This window comes from sulfur-oxidizing endosymbiont of Gigantopelta aegis (genome assembly GCF_016097415.1).
Classification (GTDB): Bacteria; Pseudomonadota; Gammaproteobacteria; order GRL18; family GRL18; genus GRL18.
Genome location: NZ_JAEHGE010000007.1, coordinates 1 through 22,617 on the forward strand (window position 1 = coordinate 1; position 22,617 = coordinate 22,617).

14 protein-coding genes and 3 pseudogenes are annotated in these 22,617 nt (G+C 41.4%); 13 read left to right on the forward strand and 4 right to left on the reverse strand.

The window, feature by feature from the left end; all coding sequences use genetic code 11:
- Positions 1 to 624, reverse strand: a 624-nt coding sequence (locus JEU79_RS25495) for a motility protein A (RefSeq protein WP_198266721.1), incomplete at its 3' end; no start/stop codon positions are given.
- A gap of 300 nt (positions 625 to 924) precedes the next feature.
- Here JEU79_RS25495 and JEU79_RS25500 point away from each other — a divergent pair.
- From JEU79_RS25500 to JEU79_RS25540, 9 genes and pseudogenes are all read left to right on the forward strand, one after another.
- Positions 925 to 1,617 carry a transporter gene (locus tag JEU79_RS25500; RefSeq protein ID WP_198266722.1) on the forward strand — a complete coding sequence of 231 codons (693 nt, stop codon included), beginning with the start codon at positions 925 to 927 and terminating at the stop codon, positions 1,615 to 1,617.
- A gap of 86 nt (positions 1,618 to 1,703) precedes the next feature.
- Entirely contained in the window at positions 1,704 to 4,430 is a 2,727-nt protein-coding gene (locus tag JEU79_RS25505) for an ATP-binding protein (RefSeq protein ID WP_198266723.1), read from the forward strand.
- Entirely contained in the window at positions 4,423 to 5,367 is a 945-nt protein-coding gene (locus tag JEU79_RS25510) for a response regulator (protein WP_198266724.1), read from the forward strand. Before JEU79_RS25505 ends, JEU79_RS25510 begins: the two co-directional genes overlap by 8 nt.
- Before the next feature lie 12 nt (positions 5,368 to 5,379).
- The gene (locus JEU79_RS25515) at positions 5,380 to 6,870 is read left to right on the forward strand and encodes an ATP-binding protein (protein ID WP_343075032.1); all 1,491 of its coding nucleotides are present in this window, start codon (positions 5,380 to 5,382) and stop codon (positions 6,868 to 6,870) included.
- A 123-nt stretch (positions 6,871 to 6,993) separates the two neighbouring features.
- Positions 6,994 to 7,302 (forward strand): annotated as a pseudogene (locus JEU79_RS25520) (FKBP-type peptidyl-prolyl cis-trans isomerase N-terminal domain-containing protein); the annotation flags it as partial.
- An 88-nt stretch (positions 7,303 to 7,390) separates the two neighbouring features.
- Positions 7,391 to 8,339, forward strand: a pseudogene (locus JEU79_RS25525) (IS1595 family transposase).
- A 5-nt stretch (positions 8,340 to 8,344) separates the two neighbouring features.
- Positions 8,345 to 8,527 (forward strand): annotated as a pseudogene (locus JEU79_RS25530) (FKBP-type peptidyl-prolyl cis-trans isomerase); the annotation flags it as partial.
- Between the two features lie 18 nt (positions 8,528 to 8,545).
- Positions 8,546 to 9,178 (forward strand): SGNH/GDSL hydrolase family protein, encoded by a 633-nt coding sequence (locus JEU79_RS25535; RefSeq protein ID WP_198266726.1) that lies wholly within the window; start codon positions 8,546 to 8,548, stop codon positions 9,176 to 9,178.
- A 218-nt stretch (positions 9,179 to 9,396) separates the two neighbouring features.
- Entirely contained in the window at positions 9,397 to 10,938 is a 1,542-nt protein-coding gene (locus tag JEU79_RS25540; RefSeq protein WP_198266727.1) for a phospholipase D-like domain-containing protein, read from the forward strand.
- Here the strand turns inward: JEU79_RS25540 and JEU79_RS25545 are convergent, their stop codons facing one another.
- The 3 genes from JEU79_RS25545 to JEU79_RS25555 form a co-directional block, all read right to left on the reverse strand.
- Positions 10,939 to 12,219: a glycosyltransferase gene (locus tag JEU79_RS25545; protein WP_198266728.1), complete on the reverse strand. Its 1,281-nt coding sequence runs from the start codon at positions 12,217 to 12,219 to the stop codon at positions 10,939 to 10,941.
- Between the two features lie 180 nt (positions 12,220 to 12,399).
- Positions 12,400 to 13,332, reverse strand: a complete 933-nt coding sequence (locus tag JEU79_RS25550; RefSeq protein ID WP_198266729.1) for a LysR family transcriptional regulator — start codon at positions 13,330 to 13,332, stop codon at positions 12,400 to 12,402.
- A gap of 69 nt (positions 13,333 to 13,401) precedes the next feature.
- Positions 13,402 to 14,742, reverse strand: coding sequence for an MATE family efflux transporter (locus tag JEU79_RS25555; protein ID WP_198266730.1), 1,341 nt, complete (start codon positions 14,740 to 14,742; stop codon positions 13,402 to 13,404).
- A 404-nt stretch (positions 14,743 to 15,146) separates the two neighbouring features.
- Between JEU79_RS25555 and aceE the strand changes: the two genes are divergently transcribed.
- The 4 genes from aceE (at position 15,147) to JEU79_RS25575 (ending at position 22,559) form a co-directional block, all read left to right on the forward strand.
- Positions 15,147 to 17,810, forward strand: coding sequence for a pyruvate dehydrogenase (acetyl-transferring), homodimeric type (gene aceE, locus JEU79_RS25560; RefSeq protein ID WP_198266731.1), 2,664 nt, complete (start codon positions 15,147 to 15,149; stop codon positions 17,808 to 17,810).
- A gap of 69 nt (positions 17,811 to 17,879) precedes the next feature.
- The gene (aceF, locus tag JEU79_RS25565; RefSeq protein ID WP_198266732.1) at positions 17,880 to 19,166 is read left to right on the forward strand and encodes a dihydrolipoyllysine-residue acetyltransferase; all 1,287 of its coding nucleotides are present in this window, start codon (positions 17,880 to 17,882) and stop codon (positions 19,164 to 19,166) included.
- Between the two features lie 18 nt (positions 19,167 to 19,184).
- On the forward strand, positions 19,185 to 20,960 hold the full coding sequence (lpdA, locus tag JEU79_RS25570; protein ID WP_198266733.1) for a dihydrolipoyl dehydrogenase: 1,776 nt from the start codon (positions 19,185 to 19,187) through the stop codon (positions 20,958 to 20,960).
- Between the two features lie 228 nt (positions 20,961 to 21,188).
- Complete coding sequence (locus JEU79_RS25575; RefSeq protein WP_198266734.1) at positions 21,189 to 22,559, forward strand: patatin-like phospholipase family protein; 1,371 nt, start codon at positions 21,189 to 21,191, stop codon at positions 22,557 to 22,559.
- Positions 22,560 to 22,617: the final 58 nt, after the last annotated feature.

Genomic DNA, 22,617 nt, shown 5'->3' on the forward strand with positions numbered 1-22,617 from the left:
TGTACGTGATTTCAACTTGCCAGCAATGGGAATAAAAATAACTGTGGCCAATAATGAACCATAAAATGTGGTCAGTAAGGCCACTGCCATTGACGGGCCAATGGTTGAGGGATCATCAAGCGTACTCAACATTTGAATAAGACCGATCAAGGTGCCTAACATGCCAAACGCAGGAGCATAAGTGGCCATTTTTTTAAACACATCCTGAACATTGAAATGTCGTGCTTTCATGGAATTAATCTCCGTGCGTAGGACATGACGAATCATTTGTTCATCGGAGGCATCAGCAATTAAATTGCAGGCACGTTTTAAAAAAGGTGAATTGGTTTTAACTTCCGACAGAGCCAGCAAACCTTTTCTACGACTGAGTTGTGTGAGTTGCAACATGGTTTGAATCAATTGCTCAGGCCGTTGTTTGTTGGTGCCAAAAACAAAGGCCGCACTTTTAAAGGCAGTAATAATATCTTTAAGAGGAAAGGTCAGTAAGGTGGCAGCAATCGTGCCACCAAAAACAATCATCATACCCGGCACATTGATGAAGGTTGAGGCATTGCCACCGAGTAATATGGCAGAAACAATCAATGCAAACCCCGAAATAATACCAATTAGTGAAGCAAAATCCATAGCAATGAGTGCCTAAAATGTGTGAGACCGAGGGCGTTGAGATGCTTTAATTGTAGACCAGATAAATGGATAGGCAAGGTGGGGATAAAGGGAGAGGTTCTTCGCTCATTTTTATTGACTTATCAGCAAGTAACACCTATAAATTAACAGTAGTACAAATTCCCCTGTGCCATGATAGATCTTTGTAAATTAAAGGAATTGTTGTTAATGAGTTTGAAGTTTTGGAATTTTAACTATTGGAAGTTGAACTATCGTTGTTTAAGATTATCACTTTTTTTGACCAGTTATTTAATAATAAGTATGGCACATGCAGACAGTATACAAGCTGATCGACCTGGGTTCAGCACGGGTACCTATACCGTAGCGCCGGGCTATAGTCATATTGAAGTTGGCTTACAATATGATAAGGGCAATAATATTGGTGAGCGAGGCAGTTATACCGCACCCTTATTAAACTATAGAATGGGGCTGACGGATGAAACCGAGCTTAATCTTCTATGGGATGGTTGGAATAAAAGCAATGGTGATTCTTCTTTGACCAATGGTGACTTAATGCTGGGCTTGAAACAACGCATCGTGACCAATGAAGACTATAATATATCCTGGTTGGGCTTTGTTACGTTGCCTACAGGCACTCGAAGTAATGCTCAGCATTTTTCCCCGTTTATTGGTTTACTCTGGGATCGTACCATTACAGATAATATTTCTTTATTTGGCACTTTACAATTGGTCTCTTATGTTGAATCCAGAGACCGAAAAAACCAATTTCAGCCAGCGATAGGCTTGTCCTATCAGCATACTGATAAATTGGGTAGCTATGTAGAAATATACAGTGATATTGCTATGAATACGAGTGTTGCACCGGCGAGCGTGTTTGATGCAGGACTTACTTATTTGTTAACGGATTCAATACAGGTCGATTTTAATTTTGGCCTAGCAACGGATCGTCGCTCATCTGATTTTGCAGGCTTTGGTTTTGCCATACGTTTCTAGGTTAATGGCTGTGTCAAACTTCACCCATAATATTCATCGTAAATTGTTTACTCAATAATCTATTAAGGTAAAAGTATCAATCAGTCATGAGCTTAAGTAATAAAATAAATTATATACAACAAGCATGGAATGATTTGCGTATTGGTGCACGCCTGACAATCGGTGTGAGCACCATCTTATTTCTCACCGTTGTTGTTGGTCTAGTGGGTTGGGTCACGCTGGAATCTCAGTCTCGCTCACAAATTTTAGCCAATCAGGCGATTGATTTAGTCAGTGCATTACGTGCTGCACGTCAGGACGAAAAAAACTATATGCTCAGTGGTGATGCCATCCATATTAAAGAAACGCTGGAAGGCATAGAAAATATCCGAAAAAATGCTGAAAGACTCAAGTCTGACTTAGAAAAAGAATTACATGCGATGCTGAATGATTTATTAGCTGAGCGGGATAACTATCAAACTGAATTTGAAAATTTTGTTGAATTGAATTATAAAAAATCGCTCAGCTTAAAAGAGATGGTAAGTCAGGGACGAGAACTGGAAAATACGGCGGTTATCTTACGTGATGATCAGAAAAAAGAATTGCAGCGTCTGGAAACTTTGGCCGTTACCTCATCCGATGAACGCCAGGAAAAAAGAGAAAAAGCGGATGATGCTAATCGCATGATTAAGCTGATGGGTGAAGCACGACAACAAGAGAAAAATTTCCTGCTACGCAATAATCCGCGTTATGCCGATGATACAGAAAACCTGGTCGATAAACTCATTATTCAGGCTAATTCCACTAAATCTCGCTTTGAAGATGTAGAAAATCAACGTTTGGCACAACAAATTATTGATGCTGCCGAGCAATATAAAAAGGATCTAAAAGCCGTTGTTGAGGGTGAAAAAGAAAATACTCAGGCATTAGCAACCATTATTATTTTGGGTCGTTTAGTGGAAGATCACTCGGTTAAACTCCGTGAAGATCAAAAACAAGAACTCTTAAAATTAGAACAGCAAACGACTGACACAGGGAAGCAGCGACTGGATAAACGTGAGAAGGCCGATCTGGCCAATCGTATCATTAAACTCATGGGAGAGGCGCGGCAACAGGAAAAAAACTTTTTACTGCGTAAGGAACAATCTTATGCTGAAGTCACTTATGACTTGGTCAGAGAAATGATCAAACAGGCGGTTGATTTACGGCAGCGTTTTCAGGACAAACAAAATAAAAAATTAGTCAATCAAGTCATTGAAGCTGCAAAACAGTATTTGGATGAATTTAACAAGATTGTTAAGATAACCAACGCCAATGTCTTAGCTCAGGATTCAATGGCATCATTGGGGCGTAAAGTGGAAGATCGTTCATCTCAATTGAGGGATGATCAGAAACAAGAACTACAGCGCCTGGAGCGCATTTCAACACGTTCTTCTAAGCAACGGCTGGATAAACGCATCAAGGCGGATACGGCGAATCGTATTATTAAGCTAATGGGCGAAGCCAGACAACAGGAAAAAAACTTTCTATTACGTAAGGAGCAAGCTTATGTTGAACAAACCCGCACCTTGGTGAATCAGGCAGTACGTCAGGCACAATTATTACGCGAACGATTTCAGGATAAGCAAAACCGTGAATTAGCGGATAAAATTATTAGCGCTGCACAAAGTTATTCACAAGAATTTGAAGATGTTGTGGTGGCTGAAAATGAGCAGGTGCAACAGCAAGCACGTATGGTGAATGCCGCTCGTGAGATTGAGCAATGGGCAGGTCAAATTCGTCATAAAACACAATTGTCTGCGGATAATGCTAAAGAAACCGCTGTCGTTATCATTCTATTGACCTTAGCTCTGGCGTTAATTCTAGGGGTTGCTGCGGCGGTTATATTGACCAATAGTATTTCCAAGCCTATTCAGGAACTTGTTGAGGTCATTAACCGACTGGCACGCGAAGATAATGTGGATGTACCCTTGGTGATGAATCAGGACGAAATTGGTAAAATTGCCCGCGCAATTTCAAACTTTAAAGAAGTTATTCTACGGCGTAAAGAAAAAACCGAGGCACAGCTCATTCAAGCTGAGAAAATGGCCGCATTGGGCGATTTGGTTGCCGGTGTGGCTCATGAAATTAATACGCCAATAGGTATTGCCGTGACGGGTAGTACACACTTGCAAGATCAAATCACCTTATTAGAGCAAAGCTTTGATCAGGGCAAACTGACAAAATCAGAATTTAAAGACTTTGTCGATAATGCGATGCCAACAGCAGCAACGATACAAAATAATTTGGAGCGAGCCTCTGCCTTAATCAAAAGTTTCAAGCAAGTGGCCGTTGATCAATCCAGTCAGGAATTAAGAATCATAAAAATAGCCGATTATATTAATAATGTGTTAGTCAGTTTACACCCTAAGATCAAACAAACTAAACATCAGATTTTAGTTGAAGGCGATCAACAATTGATGATTGAAACAGTGCCGGGTGCACTGTCACAAGTGATCACTAATTTGGTTATGAACTCCTTAACACATGGTTATGAGACTGACTCAGAGTCTGGCATTATAAAAATTAATATCGCATCTGAAAATAAAGATGTCATTATAACGTATAGTGATGATGGGAAAGGCATGAGTGATGAAACGGCAAAACGTATTTATGAACCCTTTTTTACGACTAAGCGTGGTACCGGTGGTAGTGGTCTGGGACTGAGTATTATTTTCAATTTGGTCACACAAACATTAGGTGGTGTTATTCATTGCTCCACAAAATATGAGCAGGGTGTAAGCTTTGAGATACGCTTTCCAATCAAAAAAGAAATGGATAACATAAATGATTGAAGATGATGATCTGTTATTTAATGACGATGATGATGAGACAAATGTGAATGATAAGACATCATTAAAGAGTGATTTGCAAGCCTGGAAATTACTCATTGTTGATGATGATCCTGAAGTACATCAAATTACCAAATTATCTTTAGTTAATTTCAAATTTGAAAATAGAGGTTTGGAATTTTTGCAGGCATATAGTGCTGAAGAAGCTTTAAAAATTATTCAGTCAACGCCTGACATTGCACTCACATTACTGGATGTGGTAATGGAAACAGAACATGCTGGCCTAGAGTTAGTCGAAAAAATCCGTACACAACTGAACAATAATCGCATTCGAATTATTCTCAGAACCGGGCAACCGGGGGTGGCGCCGGAAAGAGATATCATTGTTCATTATGATATTAATGATTATGCAGAAAAAGCCGAATTATCAGCCCAAAAATTATTTACCTTAGTTGTCGCTAGCTTACGTGCTTATCGAGATATCGTAAAATTAGAAGATAGTCGGGCTGAGCTAGTGGAAGCTAATTTACGTTTATCAAAAGAGCGTGAACGCATACAAGTAACCCTGGATTCAATTGGTGATGGGGTAATGACGACTGATGCACAAGGTTTGATCACCCATCTTAATCCAGTGGCAGAAAAATTGACCGGCTGGAGTCTACAAGATGCTTGCGGACTGGATGTTAAAAACGTTTTTCCTATTGTTGATGCCTCCAGTGGCGAGACGATTTCAAACCCCATTGACAAAGTCATTGCCACGGGCGAAACCGTCTATTTGAGTAATCATACCACACTGATTTCCAGAACCGGGAAGCAATTTCAGATTGCAGATTCGGCAGCGCCTATTAGAGGTGCAGACCAGCAGATTGTGGGTATGGTGCTGACCTTTAATGATGTGACAGAGCAATACAGTCTGCGCGAAGCGGCTAAACAGAGCTAACATCATCTGCAAATGATTATGGATCATACTCCCGCTATTATTTATGCCAAAGATATTCAAGGTCACTATCTTTTTGTAAATCAGAAGTTCAAGTCGTTTTTTGAACTCACGACAGAGGAAGTCATTGGTAATACGGATTTTGATATTTTCCCTGCTGAAATTGCCACAGCATTCCGCAAAAACGACCAGCTTGTTTGGGAGTCAGGAAAGGCCTTGGAAGCTGAAGAAAGCGCACCTTATAAGGATGAAATCCGACATTATTTATCGGTTAAATTTCCTATTTTAGATGCTGCTGGCATGGCCTATGCGATGTGTGGTATTTCAACGGATATCAGTGAGCACAAGAAACAGGAAGAACAATTGCGCCGAAGCCAAAAAATGGAGGCCATCGGTCAACTCACCGGTGGTATTGCACATGATTTTAATAATCAACTGGGTGTGGTGCTCGGTTACTTAGATTTTATCAATGACTCCGTTGAAGATGATAAAAAACTGCAAAAATGGATTGGTACAGCCACCAAAGCTGCATTACGCTGCACTGATCTAACGCGCCAGTTATTGTCTTTTTCACGCACCCAAGCGAATGAAAAAACCGTAGTCGATATTAACTCTAAATTAGAAGAGTTAAAAAATATGTTGGCCCGTTCTATCACGCCTGCAATTGTAATCCAATATTTTTTAGCGGATGACCTCTGGCTAACAGAAACGGATGGCGGAGAGTTTCAAGACGCTATTTTAAACTTGGTTATTAACGCCCGAGATGCGATGCCTAATGGTGGTAAGTTATTAATTGAAAGCAGTAATAAAACAATTGATAGTGATTGTACGCACATTAATTCGACAGCGACTGCGGGTGATTATGTTCAAATTATGCTCAGTGATACCGGAATGGGCATGGATAAAGCCACTCAGGAGCGTATTTTTGAACCATTTTATACCACCAAGCCTAAAGGGGAAGGTACGGGCTTAGGGATGGCGATGGTGTATGGTTTTGTGAAACGCTATGGTGGTTTTTTTCAAATCTATTCGGAAGTCGATGTGGGTACAACAATGCGCTTGTATTTACCGCGTACGCTTTCGGAGCAGGAAAATGCTGTTTTACCTGAAAAGAAAGGCGTTATTCCATCCGGTTCAGAAACGGTTTTAATTGTTGATGATGAAGTAGATTTATTAAATTTAGCCGACACTTATCTCTCTGCTTTAGGTTACCAAACTTTTTTGGCTGAAAATGCCCAACAGGCGATGGCAATCATGGCAAAACAGCCGAATATTGATGTGTTATTCAGTGATGTGGTGATGCCGGGTGGTGTTAATGGTTACGAGTTAGCCGAGCAAGCCATAGAAAAATATCCACATATTAAAGTGCTGCTGACTTCGGGCTTCACTTCGAACACCATCGCTCAAAATGGGCAGCAACGCTTTACAAGACAATTATTAACGAAACCCTACCGAAAAATAGAATTGGCTCGGGCGTTACGCAAAGTGATAGCAAAATCGGTTTAATGAACACTGGATACCTTGTAAGATGTGTTTGAGTGACAAAGCGCAGCAATATTTTTTTTATTTTCTAGAATTATCCCTCCAATCAAGTAGAATACAGCTCTCATTCTTATTAGTGGAACTCTTATGGATAAATTTAGCCTCATTATTGTTATTGGCGTTATCGCCCTGACCGCCTATTATTTTATGTCAAATAAAAATAACGGCAAAACTGCTGTAGAAAATACCCGCCTGGGGGCAGAATATTTGGCTACAAACAAAGTCAAAGAAGGCGTTGTAGAAACAGCATCAGGCTTGCAATATCAGGTGCTGACTCAAGGCAGTGGGACACAGCATCCTAGCGCGAAAGCAACGGTTAAGGTGCATTATCATGGCACTCTAATGGACGGTAAAGTTTTTGATAGCTCGGTGGATCGTGGTGAGCCTATTAGTTTCTTGATTACCCACAAAGCTCCGCCATATTTCGATAATTATACTATAATTATACTATAATTAAAGTATAGATTATGTGTGGAGTAGAATGATGTCAAAAAATAAAATTCAGTTTCAAGAAGGTTATAGTTTATTTGAGCTTTTTATCGATTATGGCACTGACAAACAGTGCCGACAAGCCTTATTTAAATGGAAATTTCCTGATGGATTTGTTTGCCCAGAGTGTGGCAATAAGACTTATTGCACTCTAGAACATCGCCATCTTTATCAGTGCCACCATTGTCATCATCAGACATCAGCAACCTGTGGGACAATATTTGATAGTACCAAACTGCCTTTATCTAAGTGGTTTTTAGCGATTCATCTTATGACTCAATTGAAGACAGCGGTTTCAGCATTAGAATTAAAGACAGCTTAAGGTAAGCTACAATACAGCCTGGAGTATGAAACAAAAGATCATGCAGGTTATGAAAGAACGTGATGACAGTAAATCCTTTATCAGGCATCATTCAAATTGATGATGCCTACTGGGGTGGTGAGCACAGAGGCGGCTCCAGAGGTCGTGGTTCAGAAAATAAAACACCGTTCGTTGCAGCCGTTTCTACTAATGAAGATGGACACCCGATTGCAATGAATTTAAATGTGCTTAAAGGGTTTAAATCCAGTGAAATAAAACGATGGGCACAAACTCATTTAACACCTGGAAGTACTGTTTACTCAGATGGGTTAAATTGTTTTCCTGCGGTTAAAGAAGCTGACTGTAAGCATGTTCCAATCGTCACGGGTGGTGGTGCGGCAAGTGTTGATAAAATTGAGTTTATCTGGGTTAACACTATGATAGGTAATATTAAAAAACTCTATGAAGGGAAGCTATCATTCCATTAACTCAAAACATTTACCTCGGTATCTTGCTGAATTTTGTTATCGGTTTAATAGACGCTTTAACTTAAAAAGACATGATGCCAAGGTTTTTATGCGTGGCGATGAAAACGCCACCTATGAATGGAAAGCTCCTAAAAATGGCGGAGCTTTATGGGTAATCAAGATTAGTTTTGCATTAAATCAGGTTATTCCCGGTTGGACTGAAGGACTGCAATTAATGGTTGTCGGTGAAAAGACCCGTTTTTTTATTCCGGCTAAACTCGCCTATGGCAATCGAGCTATGGGCGCCATTGCCCCTGGCTCGACATTGATCTTTGATGTGGAACTCTTAGGTGTTACAGAATAGTATCATGAGTATAAGGCGATGCTAAAAATACTCTGTTTTGGTGATAGCATTACCCTTGGTGAATTAGACCTTGAGTGGGGTGGCTGGGCTGATCGTTTAAAGAGGCACTTTTTTGCCCAATTTTCAGCACAACAAACACAAGACATTGGCCTATATAATCTGGGCATTGCCGGAGAAAATACCGATGGCTTAGTTTATCGATTTGAAACAGAGCTCAAAGCACGTCATATCAATGGTCAACAATTGATTATTTTATTCGCCTATGGTGCAAATGATATTGTCATTCATAAAGATAAAAATATTGTTCCGGAAGCTTATTTTATCAGGAATTTAAAACACTGTATTGAAATAGCTCAAGGTGTTAATGCCGAGATAGTATTATTAGGTGTTTTGCCAATCTCTGACCGCATTGAAGGTCAAGTAAATCAGCATGGCAAGTTGCGTTTTGATAGTGACATACAAAAATATAATGTCATTTTAAACACGCTTGCTCAAAAAATGCATTGCCAATTTATTGATTTATACTCGATTTTTTCGGAAGCTGGCAATAAAGAAAAGTACCTTTCCAGCGATGGATTGCATCCCAATGCTAAGGGACATGAATTGCTCTACAAAAATATAAAGCAACAACTCGAAGCATTAGTTCTTTAACAGGTAAAATTTGTAGGGTGGGCACTGCCCACCAATTGCGGTCAATGAATACTGCTGATGGACAGCTCCCTACGTTCTATTTTTTTTATTTAGCCTTATTTTATTGACTCTTTAGCCTGTCAGTATCAAACTGAACCACGTAAATGCTTCACTTGAGCGATTATAATGGATTAAAGTGAAATATCGCTTATTTATATTGACAACTCAATGGGATTAATTTGAGAAACACACGTATTTTAACATTGGGCATCATTGTATTGGTGTTTATGGTCGCTTTTATCGTCAGTGTATGGAATCCATTTACACCTCGTATAATGAGCCCCAAAGACCAACCAACAGCATGTTGGCAACCGGATTCCCCTATTGCACAGTTTGATCCAAAGACTGCGGTCTATTCTGATTTTCTGCCGATCAATGATGGTATTGATGCACTTTCCTGGCGCTTGGCTCTTATTGAATCGGCTCAAGAGCGTATCGATGTGCAATATTTTATGTGGCACATGGATGAGGTGGGTTTACTGATACTGGAACGCTTATTGAGTGCAGCCGATCGGGGCGTCAAGGTGCGGATCTTATTGGATGATCTCATGGGAGGGCTGGATCGTGAATGGCTTTTGGCCAGTGCCCATGAAAATGTAGAAGTACGATTATTTAATCCTTTTAGAACCCGTGATGATAATTGGTTGGCGAGAGGACCCGAGTGGCTGATTAATATTTCACGCTTAAATCGCCGCATGCATAATAAGTTATTTCTGGTAGATCAGAAAATCGGCATTATGGGCGGTCGAAATATTTCTAATGAATATTTTGGTCTTGGGAGTCATCTTGATTTCCGTGATTTTGATTTGCTGGTATCAGGTCCGGTGTCTTATCAATTGGATGAGAGTTTCGAAACCTTCTGGCATAGCACTTGGACTTATGCACCGAAAAAAATTACCGAACAAAGAAAAAACCAGAACGATCTTGATGTTTTTCGTGAGACAACACGGCAGTGGTTATCAAAGGCAGAGAAGATAGCTTATTTGCAAGACCTAGGCTATAACTGGGAAGATAAATTGACTGAGGCTCGTAAGCGGTTTATACACGCCAGTGCCAAGGTGATTTATGACTGTCCACCGGGGACAAAATCGGACAAGCCAGTGCAAAGGGTGATTGTTAGCTTTCGTGATTTATTGCATGTAACGGACAAAAAAATATTATTGGTATCACCCTATGTGGTACTGCCAGACAGTATACGTGAACATTTGTTTGACGCAATGGAACGGAATGTGACAGTTCAGTTACTGACTAATTCTCTTGCCGCCGCCGATCAAAATATTACTTTTAGTGCCTATGCAAAAAGTCGCAATACATTGCTCAGTAATGGTATAAATATTTATGAAATGAAGGCAAATGGGGAGCATTGGGATAATTATCGTACGCCATTGTCATCCGGTGAATACCTCAGTGTACATGCTAAAATTGTTCTTCTGGATGATGATAAAGTGATGGTGGGTTCGCCTAATCTTGATCCACGTTCGAAGCTTTTGAATTCGGAAATAGCCTTGTTGATCCGTAGCAAAGAACTTTCGCAACGGATTTCGCAACTTTTTAAGCGTGATCTTCAAGCCGAAAATAGTTGGCAAGTCCGCTTAGATGATGCCGGTAAAATGTATTGGGAAGCGGGTGATGAAAAGTACTATAAAGAGCCTGCTCGTTCAACGCTACAACGACTACAGGTGTTCTTTTTCTCGTTATTTCCGATTGATGATCAGCTTTGATTAGTCATTTTTTTTGGTGTTTTTTTCTTCAATCCACTTGCTCATAAAATACTGGCTACGATAAAGATTATGACGTAATATTTGGCCATAAAAATTATTTTTTCGATGTGCTGATAAATTATTCATTAATTGTTTGATGGTGTTTATAAAGGCGAGCGTATGTTGTGATTCATTGAATTGTTGCTTAATAATTTGCTCACCATGCTGCTGACTTACTTGCCAAAGTGTTTTATCTTGATAGAGTTGAATGGCACTTTGGGCAATTTCCTCAGGTGTTTCGGCAATGAGTCCACCCCACGATGAAGGCTCATTGTTTTTGCTCTCATTTAGCGCCATTCCTTCCTGACCAATGGCGGTACTGATACAAGGTGTACCTGATAACCAACCATCCGCTATTTTACCTTTGATGCCTGCACCAAAGCGCAAGGGTGCTAAATTAACGCGGTATTGGCCTAGAGTTACAAGAGCATCGTCTGCTCGACCTTTAATAAAGAATCCCTTTTCGGGCTGGTGTAATTGCCAGACTTTTTCTGATGGGTAAGCACCATAAACATGTAGTTCTGCTTGTGGTAGTTGTTTTCTAATGAGTGGCCAGATAGATTGATAGCACCATAAGACGGCATCCCAATTGGGTGGGTGTAGAAAATTGCCTATCATGACAAAATGCTCACGGCTGTTATATGGCTGATGGCTGTTATAAGAATTTTTATGAATAATATGATGCTTGTTTTCTAATGTCAGCATAAAGGGACAATAGAGTAAAATTTCCGCTGCTATGTTAAATTGCTCCGTCAGCAATTGCATTTCATAGCTGGAAATAATCAAACTGAGATCACAACGTAAAATAGCCCCTATTTCACGCACACAGTCATCACTGTATAAATCCAGTTCTTGCTTACTTTGTAAGGCTTTTTGTCGGGCTCTACGCAGAAAGTGCAAGTCCTGAGTGTCGAGGATATTAATGGCTGCTGGAAAATGCGCCTGTACCCGGGGAGCAAATTGTTCTTCGGTGATAAAGCGATCATAAATAACAATGTCGGGTTGGATCGTTAGAATGAAATCATCAAAGGAACTGTCATTGAGTTTGATTGCCTGACTGGTAATATTCAGTTGCTCTAAGTTCGCACAATACTCAGTTTTATCGGCGGCACTGCTAAAATAAATTTGCCAATTGGATTCACTTTGTAGGGCTTTTAACAAGGCTAAAGTCCGATAACCAGCTGCAGAAGAACTGGGTTCAGGCCATAGATGACCAATGAAGAGAATTGTTTGTTTGCTCATTAGTTAGTATTCATCCGTTTATTCTAAAATTATTTGATAATTGCGACCGTAGGGTGGGCATGGCTTTATCTGCCCACGCTGACTCAAGCGCTTATTATGTACACTTTCAGCGTGGGCACAAAAAGCGTGCCCACCCTACGGTTCTTTATATAAAAAAACCTATTTACGGATGGATACTAGTTAGCTTTTGCTATCAATCGGAATAATACCTTCTAAATGCGTGGCGATAATGGCCTTAGCCTGCTTGATAAAGGCAATAAAATAAGCTTGTTCCCGATCTTCCTTGCGGATAGCCGCATATAAGATGCCCCAACAACCCTTTTCTCCCAGCGGCAGGGCTTTGATGCCGTATTGCTGTAGCACTTTTTTATTTAACACCCAACACGGCAGGGCGGCCACACCGCGATTGCTGGCAATCAATTGCAAGGTCATGGCATTGACTTGTGAATGACGTACCAAGCTCGGTTCAACGCCAGCAGGCCCTAGAAAACGGGTAAAAATATCCAGTCGTTCGCGTTCCACGGGATAAGTGATCAGCGTGTCATCATACATGTCTTCGGCAAAAATACAGGCCTCAGAAGCTAGGGGGTGTTGTTTGGCAACCGCTAAAAGAATTTGATAGTTAAATAATGGAATATAAGTCACTTCATCGTGATCACGAATGTCTGAAGTAATAATTAAATCGGTATTAGCACGTAAGAGTGATTCGGTGGGATTAAGATCAAAGCCGGTTAACAAGTCTAATTCGACATCGGGCCAGTCCAGACGGTATTGATCCAAGGTGGGCATCAACCAGTCAAAGCAACTATGGCATTCGACACCAATACGTAAACTGCCACTATCGCTGGTTTTGATTCGGCTTAGTTGTTGCTCTGTTTGTTTGACCTGAGGAAGAATTTTATCCGCGAGCTCCAGCAGTTTTTGACCAGCCGGGGTAAAGCGCATGGGGCGGGTTTTTCTGACCAATACGGGCGTGCCGAGATAGTCTTCCAATACTTTGAGTTGGTGAGATAATGCCGATTGTGACAAATTCAGTAATTCTGCCGTAGCCACTAGACTACCGGTTTCTCTGAGCCCAACTAAAGTTTTTAGGTGACGAATTTCCAGATCCATATTTGAACGCCTTTTTCTTAGCCGTGTGAATACAGTTTAACAGCTTTGAGTCGATTGGTAATAGCTATTCTAGCGTATTTCCGGTCGGTAGTAGAGTCTTATGCTCATAAAAAAAGCCGATATGGTCAGGCCGATCAATAAGCCAATCCAAAAACCGCTAGCGCCCATGGGGGCGGTGATTGTGTCGGTCAAAGCAAGGCTATAACCCAAGGGGAAGCCAATAAACCAATAGGCAATAATGGACAGGAACATGGGAATCGTTGTATCTTTTAAGCCCCGTAGTGAACCGGCAGAACAAAGTTGAATACCGTCAGAAAATTGATACAAAGCAGTGAATATCATCAGGCTACTGGCCAGTTCAATGACTTCGCGATTATCCGTATATAAGGCCGGAATACCACTGGAATAATTAACAATTAAAATAGCTGCAGTCGTGGAAATTGTCAAACTGATGATATAGCCGGCCTTGATGGTGTCCCGTACCTGTTGATATTGTTTGGCACCACTTAAACGCCCTACTTGAATGGTTAAACTAATGGACAAACTGAGAGGCAGAATAAAAATCAGAGAGGAAAAACTTAGGGCAATTTGATGAGATGCAACTGCTACAACACCCATAGAGGCGAGAAATAGGGCAATAATAGAGAAAATACTCCCTTCGACAAAAAAAGTAATGCCGATGGGTAGTCCCAGCACTAATAAGCGTTTTAACTCTTCGAAATGGGGGCGTAAATCAGCTTTGAATAATTCAATAGGGGCGAGTTTTTTACTTTGAAATAAATACATTAGTAAGCCAAAGAACATCACCCAATGTGTAATCGTAGTCGCCCAGCCTGCGCCCACGCCACCCATAGCCGGAGCGCCTAAATAGCCAAAAATCAAAATACTATTACTGATAATATTAACGATCAATCCCAAAATGCCGATCAACATAACGGGGATAATATTGCTCATGCCTTCGTTTAAATAACGTAGAATAAAAAATCCGACAATAGCAGGCATACCCCAGGCAATGGCACGTAAATAACCGTCGGCAATGGGCAAAATGGGGGCTTCAACAGACATAAAGACAAATAAATCATACATGGAGTACAAAGTGACAAAGCCGAATAGGCTGAGTAGAAGTCCAATCCAGAGTGATTGTCGAATAGTATGACCTATATTAGAGTATTGCTTTGCCCCGCAGAAATGAGCAACGGTCGGAGTAATGGCATTCAAAATACCACCTAGTAATAACATTAATGGTATCCAAATACTTGAACCGACAGCAACGGCAGCCAAATCAGCGGCACTGGCATGACCGGACATCACCGTATCCACGACACCCATGGCCATTTGACTGAACTGAGTGGCAATAACGGGGGCGGCGAGGAGAAGTAGTTGTTTAAGTTGTTGTTTGAGTGCTTGCATCTAAGGGGGGTGAACTATCCTGATGATGAGTTGATTATTAGGATTATAGCGTACTTGTTATTTGGTTTTGCAATGAATTGGTGCTAAAAATGGATGTTTCAATATTTGGGTGAGTCCTTTTGACCCCCCTCTCACTAGGGTAAACACTTGCCAATAGGGGGGATAGGTCATTGAATTATGCTTGATAATTACCTATACTTGAGCGTAGATTTAACGTGCGATTTATTTTTACTTTTTAACTTCATGATAAATAAGTAAATAATATCATGCCTGTAAATTTAAAGGCATAAACAAGTAGGGATAGAAAAAATAAATTCACAATTTTCATAAATATTAAATAATAAAATGCTAATGTCTTAGAAGTGCTTATATTTGGATATTGGTAAATGGCAGGAGACTAAATCATGTCAACTCAAGACCTCGATCAGGATATTGATCAACAGGAAACGCAGGAATGGCTCGATGCACTGGAAAGTGTATTAGAAAATGAAGGGCCAGAACGCGCTCACTTCTTATTAGAGCAAATGATCGAAAAAGTACGTCGTTCCGGTGTCAACCTGCCACATTCTTCAAATACTGCTTATGTCAACACCATCCCCACGCATTTAGAACAAGCGATGCCCGGTGATATTGCCATGGAAGCTAGAATTCGTTCTTTGATCCGTTGGAATGCAGCGGCGATGGTGGTTAAGGCCAACCGTAAGTCTTCAGAGTTAGGTGGACATATTGCCAGTTTTGCCTCTGCTGCGACATTGTATGATGTGGGCTTTAACCATTTTTTCCGTGCTCCGACTCATGAGCACGGTGGTGATATGGTTCTTTTTCAAGGACACTCAGCACCTGGAATGTATGCCCGTGCCTTTTTAGAAGGGCGTTTTGATGAAGAGCAGTTAGATAAATTCCGTCAGGAAGTGGATGGCGGCGGTTTATCTTCTTATCCACATCCCTGGTTAATGCCTGATTTCTGGCAATTCCCAACCGTATCCATGGGCTTAGGTCCAATTCAATCCATTTATCAAGCACGTTTTATGCACTATATGCATGATCGGGGCCTATCCTGTACTCGCGGTCGTAAGATTTGGACTTTTATCGGTGATGGTGAAACCGATGAGCCGGAAACATTGGGTGCAATTTCACTGGCGGCGCGGGAAAAACTGGACAATTTAATTTGGGTCATTAACTGTAACTTACAGCGTCTGGATGGACCGGTGCGTGGTAATGGTAAAATCGTTCAGGAATTAGAAGCGATCTTCCGTGGCGTGGGCTGGAAAGTGATTAAAGTCATGTGGGGCAGTTATTGGGATCCTTTGCTGGCTAAAGATAAAGACGGCTTGCTAAAACGCCGTATGCTGGAATGTGTTGATGGTGATTTCCAGAACTACAAATCCAAAGATGGTGCTTATGTCCGTGAACACTTCTTTGGCAAATACCCCGAACTAAAAGCTATGGTGGCTAATATGTCAGATGATGATATCTGGCGTCTTAACCGTGGCGGACATGATCCCCATAAAGTCTATGCCGCTTATAAAGAAGCAGCAGATACTGTCGATCAGCCCGTTGTTATTCTTGCTCATAGTGTCAAAGGCTATGGCATGGGTGCTGCGGGTGAAGGTCAGATGCGGACTCACTCGCAGAAAAAACTTGATGCGGAAGAAATGATTGCTTATAAGAATCGTTTTAATATTCCCATCTCTGATGAGCAAGCGGGTAAGGCCGACTATTACCATCCGGGCAAAGACAGTGACGAATATAAATACATGATGGCACGTCGTGAAGCACTCGGTGGTGTAATGCCAGTGCGCAATCGTACTGCGGCACCATTGGATGTGCCTGACTTGTCAATATTTGACCCTATTCTTAAAGGCTCTGGTGAGCGTGAAATGTCTACCACTATGGCCTTTGTACGTATGCTGACCTTATTAGGCCGTGATAAAAATATTGGCAACAATATTGTCCCCATCGTACCAGATGAAGCTCGCACCTTTGGAATGGAAGGCATGTTTCGTCAACAAGGTATTTATTCTTCTGTGGGTCAGCTTTATACACCACAAGATAAAGACCAAGTAATGTTTTATAAAGAAGATAAAACGGGTCATATCTTGCAGGAGGGTATTAACGAAGCGGGTGCGATGTCATCTTGGATTGCAGCGGCAACTGCCTATAGTAATCACAATGTCAATATGGTGCCGTTTTATATTTACTACTCCATGTTTGGTTTCCAACGTATTGGTGATTTGGCCTGGATGGCCGGTGATATGCAGGCACGTGGTTTCTTATTAGGTGGTACTGCCGGTAGAACTACATTGGCAGGTGAAGGCTTGCAACATCAGGATGGTCACTCCTTAATTCTGGCAGCAACTATTCCAAATTGTGTGACCTATGATCCCACTTTTTCTTATGAATTAGCCGTCATCGTTCAGGATGGTATGCGCCGGATGTATAAAGAACAGGAAAATGTGTTCTATTACATCACCGTCATGAATGAAAACTATCAGCAACCTGCCATACCTAAGGGCGTGGAAAAAGGCATACTCAAAGGTATGTATCTTCTTCAGGGCGGTGGTAAGCGTCGTAAGAAAGTACAATTGATGGGCTCGGGCACTATTTTACGTGAAGTCATAGAGGCAGCTCGTTTACTCGATGAAGACTGGTCAGTCGATGCCGATGTCTGGAGTGTGACTAGCTACAACGAATTACGTCGTGAAGCACAGGATGTCGATCGCTGGAATATGCTGCACCCATTAGAAGAGCCAAAAATTTCGTACATTGAGAAATGTCTGAAAGATCGTCGTGGTCCAGTGCTTTCTGCAACGGATTATATTAAGGGTTATTCTGATCAAATCAGAAAATGGGTACCTGCTAAATATGATGTACTGGGCACCGATGGCTTCGGTCGTTCTGATACCCGTGCACAATTAAGAAAGCATTTTGAAGTGAATGCGGTTTATGTCGTTATTGCTGCTTTGAAATTACTGGCGGATGATGGTCAGTTCCCAGCAGGCAAAGTACAAGAAGCCATTGCGAAATATGGTATTGATCCTGAAAAACCAAATCCAGCCACTGCTTAATTGCAGTTTGCTTGCCGACTTTTGGGTCGGCTTGGTTTCAGGACATAAAGAATACAGTGGAGTAATACCATGAGTAAAATGATAGAAGTATTTGTACCGGATATTGGTGATTTTGATGATGTTGAAGTCATTGAATTGCTCGTATCTGAGGGTGACACGATTAACGTTGAAGACTCGTTAATTACTGTCGAGTCGGACAAGGCCACCATGGAAATTCCCAGCAGTCATGCGGGAGTTGTGGCCAAGGTTAAAGTGGCTGTCGGTGAGCGTGTTGCCGAAGGCTCACTGGTCATCTTATTAGATGCTGAAGGCGTTGTCACAGAAGCGGCCCCGGTTGAAGAAAAGTCTGAGCCAGCGCCTGAGCCGGTGGTAGAAAAAGCAGTACCTGAAAAGAAACTTGCTCCTGTCTCGGCCAAAAAACCTTCACCGACGATTAATATCGATCATGAGAATTTCAAAAAAGCCCATGCCTCACCCTCAGTCAGAAAATTTGCCCGTGAGCTCGGCGTTGATTTAACGAAAGTGAAAGGCACGGGTAATAGTAGTCGTGTCTTGAAAGAAAATGTGCAAGATTTTGTTAAACAAGCGCTAAAAGAACCTGCCAGTGGTGGTACTAGCTTGGGTGTTGCGCCAATGCCTGACATTGATTTCAGTCAATGGGGTGAGGTTGAAACCAAGAAACTATCCAAAATTAATATTCTGACGGGTAAGTTTTTACACCGTAACTGGGTGAACATTCCTCATGTGACCCAATTTGATGAAGCGGATATTACTGAACTGGAAGCTTTTCGTAAGAAGAGTAATGTTGAATATGCCGATAAGGGTATTAAAGTCACCATGCTGTCATTTATGATGAAAGCAGTGGTTGCGGCACTGAAAGAGTTCCCTCGTTTTAATTCTTCGTTGGATGTCACCGGTGAGTCACTGATCCAGAAAAATTATTACCATATCGGCATCGCTGTAGCGACTCCGGACGGTTTGGTGGTGCCGGTGATTCGTGATGTGGATAAGAAGAGCTTAGGCGATTTAGCCGGTGAATTACGCGAAGTATCAATGAAAGCCCGTGATAAGAAACTCAAACCTTCAGAAATGCAGGGTGGTTGTTTCACTATCTCAAGTCTAGGTGGCATTGGTGGTACTAGTTTCACTCCGATTGTGAATGCCCCTGAAGTGGCTATTCTTGGTGTCTCGCGCTCTAAAATGGCTCCGGTCTGGAATGGCAGTGATTTTGATGCCCGCTTGATGTGTCCTTTAGCCCTATCCTATGACCATCGTGTCATTGACGGTGCTCAAGGCGCTGCATTTACCGCTTATTTGAGCAAAATGTTAGCAGATGTTCGCTATTTATTAATGTAAACAACGGGAATTTAAAAAATGAGTAATACCATTGAAGTAAAAGTCCCGAATATTGGCGACTTTGATAGTGTGGAAGTGATTGAGCTATTGGTCACAGTGGGGGATTCAATTAATGTTGATGATCCACTGATCACGGTTGAATCAGACAAGGCCAGTATGGAAATTCCATCCTCGGATGCCGGTGTGGTGAAAAGCATTAAAGTCGGTCTGGGCGACTCGGTTTCTGAAGGCAGTGTGGTAATAGAACTTGAGGCATCTGCTACTAGTGTTGAAAGTGCGGCTGAAAAGCCTGCTGAAGCAGCGCAAGAAAAACAAACTAAAGCTGAGCCGGAAACAGCAAAAGAGACTGCACCGACTGCTAGCAGTTTCTCCGGTGAGTCTGACATTCAGGCTCAAGTGCTAGTCTTAGGCTCCGGCCCCGGTGGTTATACCGCAGCCTTTAGAGCGGCAGATCTGGGCAAGCAAGTTGTCATGATTGAGAAAGATGATTATCTGGGTGGTGTCTGCCTGAATGTGGGCTGTATTCCCTCAAAAGCCTTATTACATGTTGCTGAAGTGTTAAATGAAACACGCGAATTTTCAGACTTGGGTGTGACTTATCAAGAACCAGAAATCGACACTGATAAGTTACGTGAGCATAAAAATAAAATTGTCGGTCGCTTAACGGGCGGTTTAAAACAGTTGGCCAAACAACGTAAAGTACAAATTGTTAATGGCTATGGTAAATTCACCTCGGCTAATAGCATTGAAGTTGAAGCGGCTGATGGTACGAAACAAGTGGTTGCTTTTGAGCATTGTATTATTGCCGCCGGTTCATCGGTGACTAAATTACCCTTTATTCCCTGGGAAGATGAACGGGTTTGGGATTCAACAGATGCTTTAGAATTGCATAATGTGCCCAAGCGCTTACTCGTTGTTGGTGGTGGTATTATCGGTTTGGAAATGGCCACGGTTTATCATGCGCTAGGCGCAAAAGTCACGGTGGTTGAATTAGGCGCAGGTTTAATTCCCGGTGCTGATCGTGATTTACTCAAACCTTTTGAGCGGACTTTAAAACGCCGTTATGAAAATATTTATCTGAAGACTAAAGTGACAGAATTGACGCCAACAGATGAAGGCATAGTCTGTAAATTTGAAGGTAAAAAAGCCCCTGAGCAAGATACTTTTGACAATGTCTTAGTGGCAATTGGTCGTTCACCTAATGGCAAGCTAATTGATGCGGATAAAGCTGGTGTTATGGTCAATGAGCAGGGCTTTATCCCTGTTGACAGCCAACAACGCACCAATGTGGACAATATCTTTGCTATTGGTGATGTTGTGGGACAACCGATGTTGGCCCATAAGGCCACTCATGAAGCAAAAATTGCTGCTGAAGTGATTGATGGTCAGCAACGCTATTTTGATGCCCGCACGATTCCTTCAGTTGCCTATACTGAGCCGGAAATTGCCTGGTGTGGTCAAACAGAAGAGCAGCTTAAAGCTGAAGGTGTTGAATATGAAAAAGGTGTTTTCCCCTGGGCAGCCAGTGGTCGGGCTTTATCGGTAGGTGCTGATGTGGGTATGACCAAGGTCTTATATGATAAGGCCACCCATCGCATGTTAGGTACGGGTATTTTGGGGAAAAATGCTGGAGAACTCATTGCTGAAGCGACATTAGCGGTCGAAATGGGTGCAGAAATGGAAGATGTCGCCTTGACGATTCACCCACATCCTACCCTGTCTGAAACCATTAACTTTGCCACGGAAGTTGCTGAGGGCACTTGTACGGATATTTATCTGCCGAAGAAAAAATAGTCAAATAGTGGAAGCACTGAATTAGCGCAGGCTAATATTTTTCAGTGCTTCAACTGATTTATCTAAGTCCAATTTTCCAGATTTAATTTATTCACCGCATCACTCTTGCCAAAAAACTTGTCAAAAAAATCCCTCAGTTTATAGAATGAGTCATGCCTTTACAAAATGAAAATATAAAGTAATACTTCACTTAATCAAATTATAGTCAGAGTTAAATATCAAGTTATTATGTATCTTTTTATAAAATTGTATCCATTTTTTCTTTTTTTATTATTTCTATCTGGCTGTTCAAGTCAGTCAAAGATTGAAAATTTTGAAATAACAGAGCATTCGCCTGAAAACCAATACTCCTATAAAAACAATCTAAAAAACAGAGGCGAGGTGAACTTGTTTGTTTCCTTTTCTGGTGGTGGAACCCGTGCTTCGGCTTTTTCATATGGTGTGCTTGAAGTATTAAGGGACACAATGATTAGCACGGCAACAGGCAGGAATAGTTTGTTGTCTGAAGTAGATGTCATTACCGCTGTCTCAGGTGGTAGTTTTACAGCCGCTTATTATGGTCTGTATGGCGATAAAATATTTGACGATTATGAAGAAGTTTTCTTAAAGCGGAATATCCAGCATGTACTGATTAGTGGTATTCTCAATCCATTAAATTGGATGAAGTTTATTGGTAGTGGATTTAACCGTTCAGAATTAGCCGTTAATTATTATGACAAACATATTTTTGATGGTAAAACTTTCGCTGATTTTAGATCGGATATGCCATTTGTGCAAATTAATGCCACCGATTTAAGTGCCGGTCAGCCGTTTATTTTCAGGCAAGAATATTTTGACTTTTTGTGTTCCGATTTATCACAGTTTCCAGTTTCAAGAGCGGTAGCTGCTTCATCAGCAGTACCTGTTGCATTTGCTCCCATTGTTTTAAAAAATTATCATGGCTGTCATGAATCCGAGTCAGCGGGCGATGCAATAAAAACACATTATCAGGATAATACTCGAACAGAGCAAATAAAAAGTGGACTCTTTCGCTATATCGAGAAAGATCTTGTTGACTATGTTCACCTAGTGGATGGTGGTGTTTCTGACAACTTAGGCGTGCGAGTGCTATATGATACTGCGAACATCCTGAGTAATATCCCTGAAATATCCGATGAAGCGGCCTCTAATCCGCCAAAATATTTAGTATTACTCATTGTTAATGCTGCCGTATCGCCAGTAAAAAGGATGGATAAAGACCCTAAAGAACCCGCAATATTTGAGCAATTGAGTGCGGCTTCAGCAGCACAAATCAATCGATACAATATAGAGACGATTCAGTTGATAAAAGATTCTTTGCAGGCATGGGCGTCAAAATTGTCAAAAACAGCAGACTATGAAGTTAAACCTTTTTTTATTCAAATTGATTTTAATGGTATACAAGATAAGAAAAGAAATCGCCTGCTGCATACGATTTCCACCAGTTTAGCCTTGCCCGCCGAACAAGTGGTTGAGTTGCGTAGTGTGGCAAGAATCTTATTAAATAAGTCGCCTGAATTTCAACGTTTGATCACTGAACTTAATGCACCATCAAATACACCGATCTTAAATGACTATTGAGAAGCCCTTATAAGGTCCTGATAAAACGACTTCAGCTTGTTGAGTCGCCGTTTAAACA